General features: G+C 66.9%; 10 protein-coding genes and 1 tRNA gene. 6 read left to right on the top strand and 5 right to left on the bottom strand.

All coding sequences use genetic code 11. The annotated features are described in order from the left end of the window. From QSJ33_RS06230 to QSJ33_RS06245, 4 genes are all read right to left on the bottom strand, one after another. Complete coding sequence (locus QSJ33_RS06230) at positions 1 to 489, bottom strand: hypothetical protein (protein ID WP_285723702.1); 489 nt, start codon at positions 487 to 489, stop codon at positions 1 to 3. Continuing rightward, complete coding sequence (gene mreC / locus QSJ33_RS06235; RefSeq protein ID WP_285723703.1) at positions 486 to 1,376, bottom strand: rod shape-determining protein MreC; 891 nt, start codon at positions 1,374 to 1,376, stop codon at positions 486 to 488. Before mreC ends, QSJ33_RS06230 begins: the two co-directional genes overlap by 4 nt. Positions 1,377 to 1,385: 9 nt before the next feature. Continuing rightward, complete coding sequence (gene mreB, locus QSJ33_RS06240; RefSeq protein ID WP_285723704.1) at positions 1,386 to 2,429, bottom strand: rod shape-determining protein; 1,044 nt, start codon at positions 2,427 to 2,429, stop codon at positions 1,386 to 1,388. Positions 2,430 to 2,497: 68 nt separating this feature from the next. Then, positions 2,498 to 2,791 carry a glutaredoxin family protein gene (locus QSJ33_RS06245; protein ID WP_285723705.1) on the bottom strand — a complete coding sequence of 98 codons (294 nt, stop codon included), beginning with the start codon at positions 2,789 to 2,791 and terminating at the stop codon, positions 2,498 to 2,500. Positions 2,792 to 2,845: 54 nt separating this feature from the next. On the opposite strand from QSJ33_RS06245, the gene QSJ33_RS06250 reads away from it, so the two are divergent. Beyond that, positions 2,846 to 3,454 (top strand): SurA N-terminal domain-containing protein, encoded by a 609-nt coding sequence (locus QSJ33_RS06250; RefSeq protein WP_285723706.1) that lies wholly within the window; start codon positions 2,846 to 2,848, stop codon positions 3,452 to 3,454. A 327-nt stretch (positions 3,455 to 3,781) separates the two neighbouring features. Here the strand turns inward: QSJ33_RS06250 and QSJ33_RS06255 are convergent. Next, positions 3,782 to 3,857, bottom strand: a tRNA-Phe gene (locus QSJ33_RS06255). 89 nt (positions 3,858 to 3,946) lie between these two features. Here QSJ33_RS06255 and QSJ33_RS06260 point away from each other — a divergent pair. The 5 genes from QSJ33_RS06260 (at position 3,947) to QSJ33_RS06280 (ending at position 16,330) form a co-directional block, all read left to right on the top strand. Continuing rightward, positions 3,947 to 4,627 (top strand): hypothetical protein, encoded by a 681-nt coding sequence (locus tag QSJ33_RS06260; RefSeq protein WP_285723707.1) that lies wholly within the window; start codon positions 3,947 to 3,949, stop codon positions 4,625 to 4,627. Between the two features lie 22 nt (positions 4,628 to 4,649). Then, a complete protein-coding gene (locus QSJ33_RS06265; protein ID WP_285723708.1) occupies positions 4,650 to 5,954 on the top strand; it encodes a thymidine phosphorylase in 1,305 nt (434 codons plus the stop codon). Between the two features lie 594 nt (positions 5,955 to 6,548). Continuing rightward, positions 6,549 to 9,524 (top strand): TonB-dependent receptor, encoded by a 2,976-nt coding sequence (locus QSJ33_RS06270; protein ID WP_285723709.1) that lies wholly within the window; start codon positions 6,549 to 6,551, stop codon positions 9,522 to 9,524. Between the two features lie 506 nt (positions 9,525 to 10,030). Next, positions 10,031 to 12,940 (top strand): TonB-dependent receptor, encoded by a 2,910-nt coding sequence (locus tag QSJ33_RS06275; protein WP_285723710.1) that lies wholly within the window; start codon positions 10,031 to 10,033, stop codon positions 12,938 to 12,940. Positions 12,941 to 13,291: 351 nt separating this feature from the next. Further along, the gene (locus QSJ33_RS06280; protein ID WP_285723711.1) at positions 13,292 to 16,330 is read left to right on the top strand and encodes a TonB-dependent receptor; all 3,039 of its coding nucleotides are present in this window, start codon (positions 13,292 to 13,294) and stop codon (positions 16,328 to 16,330) included. Positions 16,331 to 16,356 lie beyond the last annotated feature (26 nt).

Raw genomic sequence — 16,356 nt, forward strand, 5'->3', positions numbered from 1 at the left:
TCAGGGCCTGCGTCCGGCGGTGTCCCCGTAGAGGAGGCGCCAGAGGGCCCAGCCCCACAGGGGGAGGCTCAGCAGCGCCCAGCCCCAGCCGCTGCCCCAGGGGTGCGGCCCGGCCGCCAGCCGGACGGCGCCGTGGACCAGCAGGGTGTGGAGGAGGAGCAGGGCCGCCAGCCGCGCCAGCCAGCCCTTCAGGTGCTCCAGGGGCCAGCGGCCGGCCATCCAGACCGCCAGGAGGGCCACGGTCATGTCCGCCCAGGGGGTGCCGCCCAGGTGGGGGTAGAGCCGGGCCGCCCCCTCCAGGGCCCATCCGCCCGCCGCGGCCCAGAGCGCGGCCCGCAGCGGGGCCCCCGCCCGGGGCGCCAGCGCCAGCACGAGCATCACGTGGAAGACGGCCTGGAGGCGCGGGAAGGGGGCGCAGAGGAAGACCAGGCCCAGGGCCGCGGCCGCGAGCAGGTCCTGGCGGGAGGACTGGGCCACGGGCCGGCTCATGGCGCCCCCCGCTTCCGGGCCGCCGGGCGCTGCTCCGGCGCCACGAAGGGCTCCTGCACCTCCAGCGGCGGCTGGGGCGGCAGGAGCAGCACGAGACGGACACGGTCCAGGGGCGCCGCGAGCTGAACCGTCACGCGGAGCTCCAGGTCCCCCTTGACCACCTCGGTCACGTAGCCCACCAGCAGGCCCCGGGGGAACACCCGGTCGAGCCCGGACGTGAACACCGCCTCGCCCACCTGCACCACCTCCTGGTTGCTGAGGTAGCGGATGGCGGCCCGGCCCGAGCCCAGCCCCTGGAGCACGCCGGTCGCCCGGCTGCGGGCCAGCATCACCGCCAGCGAGGCGTTGGGGGCATCCGCCGGCAGGACCTTCGCCTGGGTCGGGCCCACGGACCAGATCCGGCCCACCACCCCCTCGGGGATGATCACGCCCTGGTCAGGCACCAGGCCGTGGTCCCGGCCCTCGTCGAGGATCAGGCCCCCGAAAGCCTCCGGGCGTGTGGTGAAGATCACCCGCGCCCCCTCCAGGGCCAGGGGGATCTGCTTCCGGAGCCCCAGCAGGCGCACGGCCTCCTCGGCCTCCGACACCCGGGGCGCCGCCTGGGCGGCCGCCACCTCCAGGCCCGCCACCTGCGCGCGGAGCCGGGCGTTCTCCGCCTGGATCTCGGCGTAGGCGCGGCCCTGCTCCCGGCGCCGGGCCCGCCAGTCCTCCCAGCGGGAGGCCAGCCGATCCGCGGGCCGGGCCAGGAACCCCGCGGTCCGGGTCCACACCTGGCCGGGATGCTGGCCGACCAGGACCCACGCCCCGTGGCCCGCCCACAGGAGGATCAGGGCGTAGCGCCGCCGCCCCGCAGGATTCCATCCCCAGTTGGAGGCGCGGGGATGCATCTCGGGCGGCTAGTCGAGGATCTGGATGCGGCGCAGGAGCGGGATGTTCTCCAGCAGCAGCGCCGTGCCCCGCACCACCGCGGTCTGGGGGTCCTCGGCGCGGAACACGGGAAGATGGGTCTCCTTGCGGAGCCGCTCGTCGAGGCCCTGGATCAGGGAGCCGCCGCCGGTGAGGCAGATGCCGCGGTCGATGAGGTCGGCCGCCAGCTGGGGCGGGGTCTCGTTGAGGGCCTTGCGGACCAGGTCGATGACCGCGTTGATGGGCTCCGCCAGGGCCTCGCGGATCTCCGCGTCGTTGAGCGTGAGGGTCTTCGGCAGCCCCTCGAACTGGTCCCGTCCGCTGACTTCCATGGTCCGCGAGAACTCCGAGGGGAAGGCCGAACCCAGGGTCCACTTCACCTCTTCGGACGAGGACTCGGAGATGAGGACGTTGTACTTCTCGCGGATGTACTTGATGATGGCCTCGTCCATCTCGTCGCCCGCGATGAGGATGGAGTCCGAGAAGACCTTGCCGTTGTAGCTGATCACCGCCACGTCGGTGGTGCCGCCACCGATATCGACGATCATGCAGCCCCGCTTCTCGTTGATGGCCAGCCCCGCGCCGATGGCGGCGACCATGGTCTGGTCCACCAGGAACACCTCGCCGGCCTTGGCGTCGTAGCAGCACTGCCGCACGGCGCGCCGGGCCACCTGGTGGGCCCGGGGGGGCACGCTCACGACGATGCGGGTGCGGGCGATGCCGCGGTTCGGGCGGGCCTTGGTGATGAACTGGGCCAGCATCTTCTCCGCGGCGTCCACCTCGAAGATCATGCCGTCCTTCATGGGCCGGATGGTGCGCACGCCCTGGGGCGTCCGGCCCAGCAGCTGCTTGGCCTCGTCGCCCACGGCCTCCACCTCGTGGGTGGTGGTGTTCACGGCCACGATGGAGGGCTCGTAGATCACGATCCGGCCCGCCTGTTTCGTATGGACCAGGGTCGAGGCCGTGCCGAGATCGATGGCGAGGTCCGCATTGAAGAGATTGGACCAGAACTGGCTGGAAAAAATACTGGCCACGGCGTGCTCCCGGAGAACCTCCTAGGGTGCCACGAACGGCCCCCCGGAACCATCCAACCGGCCAGAACCTACTTCGCCGCCTCCAGCAGCTCCCGCACCAGCAGGTCCCCGTCCAGGCGCTGGGGCAGCTCCTTGTGGTAGCCGCGGACCCAGCGCCCCCCGTTCACCTTCACGAAGGGGATGGCCCGCTTGCCCGTCTCCCGCTCCAGGGTCTCGGCGGCCCCCGGGACGCGCTCGATGTCCACCTTGCGGTAGGCCACCCGATGCTCCGCCAGCCAGGCCTCGAGGCGGCGGCAGTCCGGACACCAGGCGGCGCTGTAGACCTCCAGATCCAGGGCGGCCAGGTCTTCGATTCGGTTCATGGAATCCTCCCGGACCTGTCATTCTGGACCCTTCTGTCTTCCGTGGGGGAGTTCATGCGCAAGCCCATTCTCATCGCCAGCCTCGCCGCGGGCCTGGCCCTCGCCCTGGGCTGCGGGAAGCCCGCCAGCAAGGACGCCAGCCGCGTCATCGCCAGCGCCGGAGGCGAGAAGATCACCGAGGCGGATTTCCAGGGCCTCGTGAAGGCCCTCTCCCCCGACCCGGCCCAGGCGGCGTCCTTCCTGAGCGACCCCGCCGCCCGCGAGGCCCGGGCCCAGCTGGCCGACCAGCTGGCCATGCAGAAGGCCATCGTGGCCTACGCCAACCTCCAGGGCCTGGCCAAGGACCCCGGCGTGCAGCGGCAGCTGGAGCGGGCTCAGGCGCAGGTCTACTTCCAGACGCTGATCCAGAAGCGCCTGGCCGGCGCCGAGCCCACCGAGGCCCAGCTCAAGGCCCTCTACGACGAGCGCATCGCCGCCCTGAAGGCCCAGGGCCAGGCCGGCTCGGTCCCGCCCTTCGACCAGGTGAAGGGCCAGCTCCCCAACCTCTGGCGCCAGCAGCGCCAGCAGGAGGCCGCCCAGGAACTCCAGAAGGAGATCCGCGAGCGCATCCCCGTCACCCTGGCCGACGACTACAAGCCCGTGGCCGCCCCCGCCGGGCAGTAGCACCCGATCCCCGGGAGCACCCCATCCCGCCTGCAGCGAGGCCCCCGTCCGGGGGCCTCGCTGCAGGCGCCTGGAGACGGCTGTGGCTTCGATCCCGTCTCTCCAGAATCAAAGACCCCCTAGCGGGGGTCGTTGATTCTGGTGCCTGGAGACGGAATCCCCTCCTCCGGCGCTCCCGCGCCTCCCCCGGGCCGCACGCAGTCCAGGGGCGCCTCCGGCCTCCGCACGCGGTGCGTGCTCCGGCCTCCGAAACGCGCCCCGGGAACGGCTGTGACTTCGATCCCGTCTCTCCAGAATCAAAGACCCCCTGGCGGGGGTCGTTGATTCTGGTGCCTGGAGACGGAATCGAACCGCCGACACATGGATTTTCAGTCCATTGCTCTACCAACTGAGCTACCCAGGCGGGAAGGGCCAGCATACCAGGGAGGGGCACATTTTCAAGTGCCGAAGCCTGCCGTACTGGTGCATCCTCAATGGTTCAGCGAGGATGTCATGGCCCGTCCCTCCAAGCACCGCGAGATCCAGGTCCAGAAGCCGGCCCAGAGCCTGGCCCATTTCCAGACGAAGCTGGCCCAGCCCCACGTGGAGGAGGTCGGCCTCCTGAAGCCCATCCTCATCGGCGCAGGCGTGGTGGTGGCCCTCGGATTGGCCGTCGGCGGCTGGCAGGCGTACCAGTCCCAGGCCGTCGAGAAGCACGAGGCCGCCCTGGCCCTGCTGCAGGAGGCCGTGGATGGCGATGGCCTCACCCCCGTCCCGGCGGCGGTCGCCGAGCAGCGGATGCGCGAGCGGCTGCCCCAGCTGGAAGCCCTGGTGAAGTCCGCGCCCTCCTCCCGCCGCGCCGCGGCCGAGGGCCTGCTGCAGACCTGGCGCCTGGACCTCGACGGCAGGGCGCCGGAGGCCCCGGCCCCCACCGATCCCTGGAGCCGCATCCGGCTGGCCGAGCGGGCCATCGCCCTGGGCCAGGCCCCGGCCGCCCGCCAGCAGCTGGAGCCCCTGCGCGCCAAGGCCAAGCCCGGCCTGCCCTGGGCGGAGGCCTACTGGGCCGCGGTGCTGGACGCCGACCGTGTCGCCGCCGACCGGACCCAGGCCTGGAAGGATCTGTCCGAATACAAGGCCCGCTTCAAGGGCCGCACCGACACCGGTGCCCTGGACACCCTCCTGCAGAGCATCTGAGCCAGACCGCCCGGGAGCCGCCATGCGGATGTACGATCTCATCTACACCAAGAAGATGGGCGGCGAGCTCACCCCCGAGCAGATCGCGTTCTGGGTGAAGGGCGCCGCGGACGGGTCCATCCCGGACGAGCAGAGCGCCTCGCTGCTCATGGCCACCTGCTGGCGCGGGATGACCACGGCCGAGACCCTGGCCCTCACCCTGGCCATGCGGGACTCCGGCAAGCGCCTCGACCTCTCCGCCGTGCCCGGCGTGAAGGTGGACAAGCACAGCACCGGCGGCGTGGGCGACAAGACCACCCTCATCCTCGGCCCCATCGTGGCGGCCTGCGGCGTGCCCTGCCCCATGTTCAGCGGCCGGGGCCTGGGTCACACCGGCGGCACCGTGGACAAGTTCGCCGCCATCCCCGGCCTGCGGGTCGAGCTGAGCGAAGCCGAATTCCTGCGGAGCCTCGCGGAGACGGGCTTCGCCAATTCCGCCCAGACCGCCGACATCGCGCCGGCGGACCGCAAGCTCTACGCCCTGCGGGACATCACCGCCACCGTGGAGAGCATTCCCCTCATCACCGCCAGCATCATGTCCAAGAAGCTGGCCGGTGGCGCTGACGCCCTCGTGCTCGACGTGAAGTGCGGGAGCTCCGCCTTCATGAAGACCCAGGAGGAGGCCCACACCCTGGCCCAGAGCATGGTGGACGTCGGCCGGGCCCACGGCATGCGCATCCGCGCCCTGGTGACCCGCATGGACGCGCCCCTGGGCTGGGCCATCGGCAACGCCCTCGAGGTCATGGAGTCCGTGGAGATCCTGCGCGGCGAGCACGGCGATTCCGAACTGGCCCAGATGAGCTTCCGACTGGCCGCGGAGATGCTCGTCCTGGGCGGCGCCGCGAAGGACCTGGCGGCCGCCGAGGCCCTGGTGGCGGCCAGCATCGCCAAGGGCACGGCCCTGGAGACCCTGCGCCGCTTCGTGGCCCTGAACGGCGGGGACGCCCGGGCCCTGGACGACTTCTCCCGCCTGCCCCAGGCCGGCCAGGTGGTGCAGGTCCGGGCCGACCGGACCGGCCATGTCGCCGCCATGGACGGACGTGCCCTGGGCATCCTGGCGATGGAGCTCGGCGCCGGCCGCAAGAACCAGGGGGATGTGCTCGACCTGGGGGTCGGTCTGCGCGTGCGCACCCGGGTGGGGGCGCGGATCGAAGCCGGCGAGCCCCTCTTCGACGTCCATGCCAAGACCGGCGCCGCGGTGGACCCGGCGGCCTTCCTGGCCACCCTGCGGATCAGCGACGGCCCCGTGGCCTCCGGGCCCTGGCTCCTGGAGCAGCTGGGGAACTGACGCCGCCCAGGAACGTTCTGAACAGGTTCCGGGACAGAGGGATCACCCCCTATCCCCGGCCCTGCCATGCCCCCAAATCAACCAAAGACAAGGCGAAGATGCCTCGATGTCTTTGAGTCCTGAACTCATTTAATTTCTAGCCAACTCAAACAATTAAAAAAGATTCTGATCACCGGATGATTTATTTTTCACCCCGGTGCTCCGAGTGCTATAAAGGTGCCCCAAAGCACCAAGCTATTCGCAGGTCATCTTTCATGCCGTTCGCCCGTTAGACCCTCCACCAGGCGGGTTTCATGACCGGGGAAGCATGGACCCCCTCGTTCCCATCCCCTCGCGCCCACAGGCCCTCCGGCCTGCGGAAGCAGGGGCCATGCCTGGGCCAGCGCCTGGCCCCGGACACCGGAGCCCTGCCCCGCCCGGTGGTGGCCACGGCTCCACCCGAGCCGGCACCGCCCGGATCGGACATCGGGCGAAAGACGCACATCCACCCCCGGGGCCTGCCTTGCATGACCCCGAATTTCATGGAGGTTCCGCATGTACTGCCGCTTCTCTTCCATAGGTCGCCTCGCAACCCTCCTCGCCCTCGGGGGCGTGATGCTGTACGCCCAGGACGCCACGACGGGCGCCATCTCCGGAACGGTGACGGGTCCCAATGGCGCCTTGATCCCCGGAGCCAGGGTCATACTCGATGGCGGCCGGGGACAGGTCGTTCGCGTGACCGATGCCAACGGAGCCTTCAGGGCCTCCGCGCTCATCCCGGGCCAGTACCAGATCACCGTGACGGCGCCCGGATTCGAAACCGCGGCCAAGCTGACGGCCATCGCCTCCATCAACAACCTGACCCCGGTCAGGATCACGATGACCCGGGCCGCGGGCGCCGTGGTCGAAGTGCTCGCCACCTCCCAGGCCCTGGATACGACGACCCAGACCTCGGGGTCGACGTTCACGTCGGAGACGATCTCCTCGCTTCCCCTGGGGCGATCCTTCTCCTCCATCGTGAACCTCGCCGCCGGCGTGTCCAGCAGCGGCATTGACGCCAACAACCCCTCGGTGGGCGGGTCCTCCGGTCTGGAGAACCAGTACGTCATCGACGGTGTCAACACCACCGGGGCCGGCTACGGCGCCAACGGCTCCTACTCGATCGTCTACGGCTCCCTGGGCACCGGCATCAACACCGACTTCATCAGCGAGGTGCAGATCAAGAGCTTCGGCATGGACGCGGAGTTCGGCGGCGCCACCGGCGGCATGGTCAACGCCGTCACCAAGACGGGCGACAACACCCTGCATGCCCAGGTCTTCGCCTACTTCGACATCGACAGCCTCCAGGCCAAGGACAAGGTCCCGCCCCGGATCGACCCGAGCCTGCGCATCCCCCTGTCCTTTGACAGCAGGAACCGGTACGAGATCGGGTTCACGGTCTCCGGTCCCGTCATCAAGGACCGGCTCTTCTATTTCATCGGGTACAACCCCATCCGGAGCTCGATCAAGCGGACCCAGGTGGACCCGGACCAGCCCTTCTACGGGCGCCAGGTCGAGCAGAAGACCGAGACCGACACCTACTACGGGAAATTGAACTGGACGATCACCTCCAGCCAGTCCCTGGAGTTCAGCATCTTCGGGGATCCGGGCAAGCTGCCCTTCGGGCCCAACCTCGCCAACTCCCTCTACGATGCTCCCGATTCCTGGGAGGAGGTGGAGTTCGGCGGCCGCAACTGGACCCTGAAATACAACGGCGTCTTCTTCAGTGACTTCCTGGTGGAGGCCCGAGTCTCGCAGGCCAACAACAAGTTCCGGCGCAAGCTGGGACCCACCACGCAGTCGCATTTCCAGGTCCTGGATGTCTACACCGGCTTCGGGTACGCCCCGGGCCCCGGCTATGTCGATGGCACCGATGACCGCAACCGCCAGTACGACCTGAAGCTCACGAAGATCTTCGGCCCCCTTGAACTGAAGGCCGGGTACTTCAAGGAGGACATCGAGCACAAGGGGGGCAATTCCTACCAGGGACCCGCCGGCTTCGTGGACCCCCACGTCGAAGCGACCGGTCAGCCCTATTCCAGCGGCGCCCAGGTGCGCCAGCGCTACTACATGCTCGATCCCACCCTCGTGGATGCCGCGGGGCACACGCCCTTGAGCAACATCGCCCCGTACTTCCGGATCGTCCGCGCCCGCACCTCGCCCCCGCTCATCCCCACCTCCGCCCCCTGGGAAGGCTACTTCGTCCAGGCCAAGTACTCCTGGAACAACCGGCTGTTCCTGAAGGCGGGATTCCGCTGGGAGCAGGAAGACATGAAGGGCCTCCAGCAGACCTACAAGTTCAAGGCCGCCGATGCCATGGCGCCCCGCATCTCCATCACCTGGGATCCCGAGGGTGACGGGAGAAGCAAGGTCTACGCCTTCTATGGCAAGTACTTCGAGAAGGTCCCCCTCGACCTCGCCGTCCGCTCCCTCAGCACCGAGATCGGCGTCAGCCGCTCCGACTTCTACAACATCAACAGCGCCTACAACGTGCTCAGCAACCCGATCGAGAACGGCGTCTCCATCCGCGACGTCCGGCCCGACCTGGCGAGCGGCTATGGCGTGGCCGGATCCACCAATTCCACCCACTTCATCGGCAGCGCCGGCTTCCTGACCCCGGTCCTCCCCGGGACCAAACTCCCCTACACCACGGAATACGTGCTCGGCTGGGACATGCGCCCCTATGAGGGCGTCTCCGTGAGCAACCGGGTCATCTACCGATCCGTGGGCCGGGTCCTCGAGGACATGGGCATCGATGGCGGGAACAACCTCCCCTACTACATCGCCAATCCCGGCGAGAACTCCTACCTCATCGGCGACCTGGCCAGGGCCATCGACCCCACCCTGGGGAACAGCGTGACCCCCACCGCCACCTGGCCGAAGCCGAAGCGCGACTACTGGGCCTATGAATTCGAGGTGATGAAGACCGCCCCGCACTGGACCGGCTTCATGAACCTTCGTCTTTCCAGGCTTGAGGGGAACTATGAGGGCCTGTTCCGGAACGACAACGGGCAGAGCGATCCGAACATCACCTCCCTCTATGACTTCTCCCTGGAATACATGAAGAAGTATGAAGACCCGGCCAACCCCGACTACCACCCCCGGGGGTTGACCGGCGAGGAGGCCTTCGCCTCCGGCCCCCTGCCCAATGACCGCACCGTCGTGGCCAATGGCGGGCTCACCTACCAGTGGGACAGCGGCTTCTCCCTCACCACCCTGGTCAAGTTCCAGACGGGGACGCCCCTGAACAAGCTTTACGGGCTCATCGACTACGACAACAACGGCGAGCTCGCCGCCGGCGGCCGGGGTTCCCAGGGCCGCACGCCCAACACCCTCAACTTCGACCTGAGCGCCCAGTACGTCTGGACGATGGCCAACAAGCACCAGATCTCCGCACGCGTGGACGTCTTCAACCTGTGGAATGTCCACAAGCCCGTCACCTACGATCAGGACTACGAGGCCGCGGTGGACGCCCCCAACGCCAACTTCATGAACGTCCTCACCTACCAGACGGCGCGCCGGATCCGGCTCGGGGTGAAGTACCAGTTCTGATCAGACGCTTCCAGGCACTCGGAACGGGCCCTTCGGGGCCCGTTCTCATGGAAGGCCGGATGCCTCGAGTCGGGCCCGCCCCAGGGCTGGCCGCGCCCTGCCCACCGGCTGCCGCCCCTCCCGGAGGCGGTGGGCGGCCACCCTGGGGCTGCACCGATACCGTTCGAGGGCCATCCACGGTTTCTTGCTGATGAACTTGAAACTCAATAAGTGTCCTGTCCTCACCGGGTCTTGGATACATTGATTTCCAGGAAGATAGCGATGCCCTGGCCGAACAAACCGGCGTTGGGTGCGATCCGCTAAGGTTTGGTTCCCGTGTTCCCGGGATTTATTTCTGTTTTCATCACCCTCATGGCTACAATAGGCCTCCAAAGCCATTCAGTTCTTTCCCTACCCCCGCCGCTGTACCCGTCCCCATTGGGACCCCCCCCACAGGGGCGAGGTCGTTTCCCCACTGCGGAGTCTGGAATCCCGACTCCGGTTTCCTGGAGGATGCAATGCATCTCTTGAACAACCGAATGGGCCGGATCGCGGCCCTCCTGGCTGTCGGCGGCGTCGTCGCCATGGCCCAGGGCACTCAGACCGCCAACGTGACGGGCACGGTCGTCGACGGCTCCGGCGCCCCCGTTGCCGGCGTGACCGTCCGCCTGACCTCCCCCGCCCTGCAGGGCGTGCGCACCTACAGCACGGATGCCACCGGCAAGTTCATCGCCCGCCTCCTGCCTCCCGGCTTCTACACCATCACCCTCACCAAGGACGGGATGGAGACCCAGAAGGTTCAGGAGCAGCTCGGCATCGACCAGACCTTCTCGCCCCGTTTCACCATGGTGAAGACGGGCGCCGCAGTCGTGGAAGTGGTCGCTGCCGCCCCCGCCGTGGACAAGACGGACGTCAAGACCGCCACCAACTACCGCAATGACCAGGTGGACGAGCTGCCCACCAACAACCGCAGCATGGAGACCGTGGCCCTCCTCACCCCCGGCGTCACCACCGGCGTGGGCGGCCGCGTGCAGATCCGCGGCGCCATGACCTCCGGCAACCTGTACCTGCTGGACGGCCAGAACATCGCCGACAATGCCTACAACAACCGCGGCGTCTCCGTGATCGATGACTCCATCGAAGAGACTCAGGTCGTGACGGGCGCCATGTCCGCCGAATACGGCGACGTGGAAGGCGGCGTCATCAACTCCATCACGAAGTCGGGCGGCAACGAGTTCAGTGGCTCCCTGCGCTGGGAGCTGAACAACCCCTCCTGGAACGCCATGCAGCCGTTCCAGTCCAAGGCCACCCTGAACAACATCCTCGGCGAGCAGAAGACCCTCTTCCTGAGCGGTCCGATCCTCAAGGACAAGCTCTGGTTTGCAGCCTCCTACTTCCGGACCGAGCTGAACACCCCCAACACCATTGGCGGCAATCTCAGCTCTGATCCCCTCGGTGTGGGCGCCGCGAACCCCACGGACGGCACCGGCTTCGGCGCAGGTTACGTCCAGGGCCGGAAGGATATCCGTCGGCAGGCCAAGCTGACCTGGTCCATCAACCAGGACCACACCCTGGTCGTGGCCTACATGCGCAATGCCATCAACGACACGAACCGCAACTACAGCGCCGGTGAACTCCTCGCCCTGGTCCCCCAGATCAGCGTCTCCGACTTCTGGAACGCCACGCTGCGGTCCGCCTGGACCACCAACTTCACCACCGAGATCCGCTTCGGCAAGAAGCACCAGAACCTGTCCGCCGGCGGGTCTCCGAACGGCCAGAGCCCCATCCAGTCGGATGACACGGCCCTCTTCTACAACAACGGTATTTTCAACAATGCGGACGGCGGCGACAACCGCGACAACCGCACCTACAACCTGAAGGCCAGCCTCTTCTGGGATGCCGCCGGCAGCCACCAGACTGACTTCGGCATCGACTACTACGAGGGGATTCGCCGCGCCCGCAACGAGCAGAGCCCGACGAACCTCATCTTCGAGGCTGCCGGCGTGGATCTCACCACCCGCACCGCCATTCCCACCGCCGTCTGGGTCTTCACCAGCACCGCCGGCGAGGCCAAGAACTACTCCTACGGCCTCTACGCGAACGACAAGTGGAGCGTGAACCAGCACTGGAACTTCCAGCTTGGCCTGCGCTGGGACAAGTACAAGGCCGAGAATGAATCCGGCGCCCGCACGGCCGGCGCCGATGGCATCTCCCCCCGCCTGGGTGCCACCTACGACCTGTTCGGCGACAGCAAGCACATCTTCAAGGCCAGCTACGCCCGCTACAACGCCAAGGTGCTTGAAGGCATCACCAACTCCGTCACCGGCCAGGGCAACCCGACCGAGGTGGATTGGTACGCCAACTCCTTCCTGGCGGCCGGTGGTGATTGGCTGCCCGCCAACCGCATCAGCTTCGCGGATATCCAGAACCTGGCGAACTACGCCATCGGCGGAACCAACCCCATCGCCTACTACAACAACCCCACCCTCAATGTGCGCCTGAACGACAAGATGAAGGCCCCCACGGTGGATGAGATCCAGGGCAGCTACGCCTACTCGTTCAACTGGGCGGGCATCGGCGACGGCTACGTGAAGGTGACCGGCGTCTACAAGAACTGGAAGAACCTCATTGACGTCACCACCGGCAACCAGGGGACTGTGACCGATCCCACGGGTGCCACCATCTATATGAACGTCTGGGACAACAATTCCGATGCCAAGCGCAAGTACCAGGGCCTCGAGATTGAGGGCCAGCTGAACCGCAACGGCTGGACCTATGGCGGCAACGTCACCTGGAGCAAGCTGCAGGGCAACTACGAGGGAGAGGGCACCAATACCCCCGGCCGCGGCGAGTCCATCAACAGCTGGTACATCCAGAATGGGGTCCAGCTCTTTGACAAGAACTGGATTCACCCCTACGGCTACCTGACCGGCCACGATCCCCTTCGCATGCGCCTGAACGCCAGCAAGGTCTTCAACAATGAGTTCGGCAAGACGACGGTGGGCTTCATCTACCGCTTCGACGCCGGCTCCCACTACAGCAACACCCGCACCATCTCCCGCACCCGGCTGGGCGGTGCGACGCTCAGCAGCCAGGCTGGCAGCAGCTTCACCCAGTACATGGACCAGGAGCGCGGCGCCGGTGTCTACAACGCCGCGGCCTTCCTCGACCTCGCCATCACCCACGACTTCCCCCTCTTCAAGGTGGGCAGCAAGGACGTGACGGCTTTCGGCAAGGTGGTCATCACCAACGTGCTCAACCACCAGCAGATCGTCACCTTTAACACCAGCTATGCCTCGGTGCCGACCTCCTACGCCTACCCCAACGCGGTCAACGCCCCCTGGGTGCAGGGCAGCCTCTTTGGCACCGCCCTCAACAGCAGCGGCTACTACGGCCAGGCCCGCAACATCGTGGCCTCCGCCGGATTCCGTTTCTAGGAATCTCCAAGCCCAAAAAAAGAGGCCCGAAAGGGCCTCTTTTTTCATGTACCCATCCATGTGTTCCGCCTATTTTCTCGATGATCCCCGGAATGAGTCCGCCCTCAAGAAACGATGTAACTTCCCGGTAAACAGAAAATACTTTGTGTGACGGCGGGAACCTGACTTATCCTTGACGCCACTTGATCCGTTCTTTGTGAAGCCATTTGATCCGAGGCTCCTGTTCCCCGACGCTTGTCGATTTCGAGTCGCAGATCCAATGCTCCATGTCCCCCTCCACCTTTCGGTGGATGGGCCGTTCTCCCCCTCGCACAACCCGCGGCACCGCCGCATCTCCATAGGAGTTCCTCTATGAACCGAGTCTTCTCGAGGCTTGGTCTGGCTGCCGCCATCGTGGCGGGCGCCGGGACCTACGCCTTCGCTCAGACCGCCACCACCGGCGCCGTGAGCGGCACGATCACCGACAAGGCCGGAGCTCCGGTCGCCGGTGCCGCGGTCCGCGTGACCTCGGCCCAGACCTCCCGCACCTACCTCACGGGCGCGGACGGCACCTTCCGCATGGGCCTCCTGAACCCCGGCTCCTGGACGATCGAAGTCACCAAGTCCGGCTTCCAGAAGTTCAGCCAGACCATCACGGTCCTGGTGAACCAGACCCAGCCCGTCAACGTCAAGATGGCCGCCGAGGCCGCCACGGTCGTCGAGGTGCTCGGCACCCAGACCACCATCGACAACACCACCACCCAGACGGGCATGGTCACCTCCATGGACACCCTGTCTGCCATCCCGGTGGGCCGTGACATCAGCTCCGTGACCATGCTGGCCCCCGGCGTCGCCTCCGGCGGGTTCGCCGGCCACAACGATCCGACCATCGGCGGCGGTTCCGCGGCCGAGAACAGCTACGTCGTGGACGGCCTCTCCACCACCAACACCAGCCGCGGCTTCCAGGGCGCCTCCCTGGTGACCGACTTCATCGACCAGGTGGAAGTCCAGACCGGCGGCTTCAAGCCCGAGTACAGCGCCCTCGGCGGCGTGATCAACGCCATCACCAAGTCCGGCACCAACGAGTTCAAGGGCTCCTCCTGGCTGACCTGGGACGCCATCGGCATCCAGGCCCTCCCCAAGTCCAGCCCCTACTTCCGCCCCACCGACCAGACCGCCAACAGCCGCTATGACATCGGCGCCCAGGTCGGCGGCCCCATCATCAAGGACAAGCTGTTCTACTTCGTCGGCGTGGACGGGAACATCACCGAGTCCCCCAACGCCCTCCCGAACAACAACGGCCTGATCAACAGCAAGGAGAAGGTCACCACCTACCAGTGGCTGGGCAAGTTGAACTGGTACCTCACCCAGGACCAGCAGATCACCTTCTCCGCCAACGTGAACAGCCTCAAGGACGACTACCCGCTCCTCTACCCCACCACGGGCAACGCGAACCTCGGGTACAACGACAAGAACACCACCCAGAACTTCGTGCTGAACTACGACTGGACCATCAGCCCCAGCCTCTTCTTCAGCGTGAAGGCCGGCACCACCCAGTACAAGGATGAGTACGCCCCCACCGACACCACCGACATCGCGGTGACCGACAACAACTTCTACGTCACCGGCCCCGGCAACACGAACCCCGCCAGCCCCTACTACAACCCGGCCCTCGGCCCGGCGACCTACGGCGCCGGCAGCGGCCTGGCCTTCCGCAGTGGCGGCGCCGGCTACACCCCGACGCTGGACAAGACGGTCACCACCCAGTTCCGGGCGGACCTCAGCTGGTTCGTGGGCACCCACAACATGAAGTTCGGCGTGTCCCAGCTCACCTCGAAGTACACCGAGGTCGCCTCCACCTCCGGCGGCGAGCGCGTCACCCTGCGGCGTTCGGCCGCCGGCGCCTTCCTCGGCGTGGACCGGCAGTTCCTCCACACCAACGCCACGGTGAAGGCCATCTTCACCGGCTTCTACGCCCAGGACACCTGGGATGTGGGCTCGGGCCTGAAGCTGATGTACGGCGCGCGGTACGAGATCCAGGACCAGCGCGACCTGAATAACCAGACCTTCCTGAAGTTCAGCAACTTCAACGACCAGCTCCAGCCCCGCCTGGGCTTCACCTGGGACGTGAACGGCGACGGCCGCAGCAAGGTGTCCGGCAGCTACGCCCGCTACTTCGAGAGCATCCCCCAGCGCATGGCCATCCGCGTGTATGCGAACGAGACCTACCTCCGCTACCGCTACTCGGCCAGCAACTCCACCTACAACACGACCACCGGCGCCTACGCCTACAACACCGCCGGCACGGGCCCGAGCAGCATCACCGACTTCGCCACGCCGTTCAGCTTCGATCCCATCGCCGAAGGCGTGAAGCTGCCCCAGCGCAACGAGTACACCCTCGGCTACGACCACACCTTCACGAGCGGCTGGACCGCGGGCATCCACGGCAAGTACCGCGAGCTGAAGAACCCCATGGAAGACATGGTGTTCACCGACACCGCCGGCAATCCCTACGACGAGGGTCCGGCCATCGTTTTCGACGGCGCGGGCGTTCCCCAGTTCGGCGCGGGCGCGGCCGTCATCGGCAACCCCGGCGGCTTCCAGCAGTGGCGCCCCAACCCCAAGAGCATGACGCTCTACTGGCTGGCCATGGGCAATGCCAACCCCAATGGCGCCGGCCCCGGCTACAGCTACAACAGCTACGGCATCAACATCCTGCAGTACTACAACCCGTCCACGGGCCTGTTCACGGTGCCCGATACCCGCTTCCCCAAGGCCGGCAACAAGTACTCCAGCGTGGACATCACCCTGGACAAGAAGACCGACCGCGACGTCGTGAGCTTCAGCTACACCTGGAGCCGCCTGGAAGGGAACTACGAGGGCGTGGTGTCCAGCTCCAACGGCCAGGCGGACGGCAACATCACCGCCAGCTTCGACTACTACCCCTATGTCGGCTACGGCCTCCTGCCCAACGACCGCACCCACATCTTCAAGTTCTACGCCAGCCACCGCTTCGACATCGCCGGCAGCGACCTGAACGTGGGCGTGAACTGGGTGTACCAGAGCGGGACCCCCATCAGCTACTTCGACGATGGTTCCAGCAGCAACCCGCCGATCCCCGACCTCGGCGGCTACGGCAACGCCACCCCGCAGAACGGTCAGCTCGGCCAGTACGGGCGCACCCCCGCCACCAACAACGTCGACGCCCATGCGGACTTCGTCTACAAGTTCGGTGGCAAGTTCCGCCTGATCCCCAGCATCGACATGTTCAACGTGTTCAACACCCGCTACGCCACGGGGGTGTTCCAGCAGGCCATGGACCAGTCCGCCACCCCGGACGTCCGCTACGGCCAGGCCACCGACTGGCAGCTCGGCCGCCGCTACCGTTTCGGCATCAAGCTCCAGTTCTAGACTGGCTGCCATGCTCGACTGGAAGG

The sequence above is a fragment of the Geothrix rubra genome, from assembly GCF_030268065.1.
Taxonomy (GTDB): Bacteria; Acidobacteriota; Holophagae; order Holophagales; family Holophagaceae; genus Geothrix; species Geothrix rubra.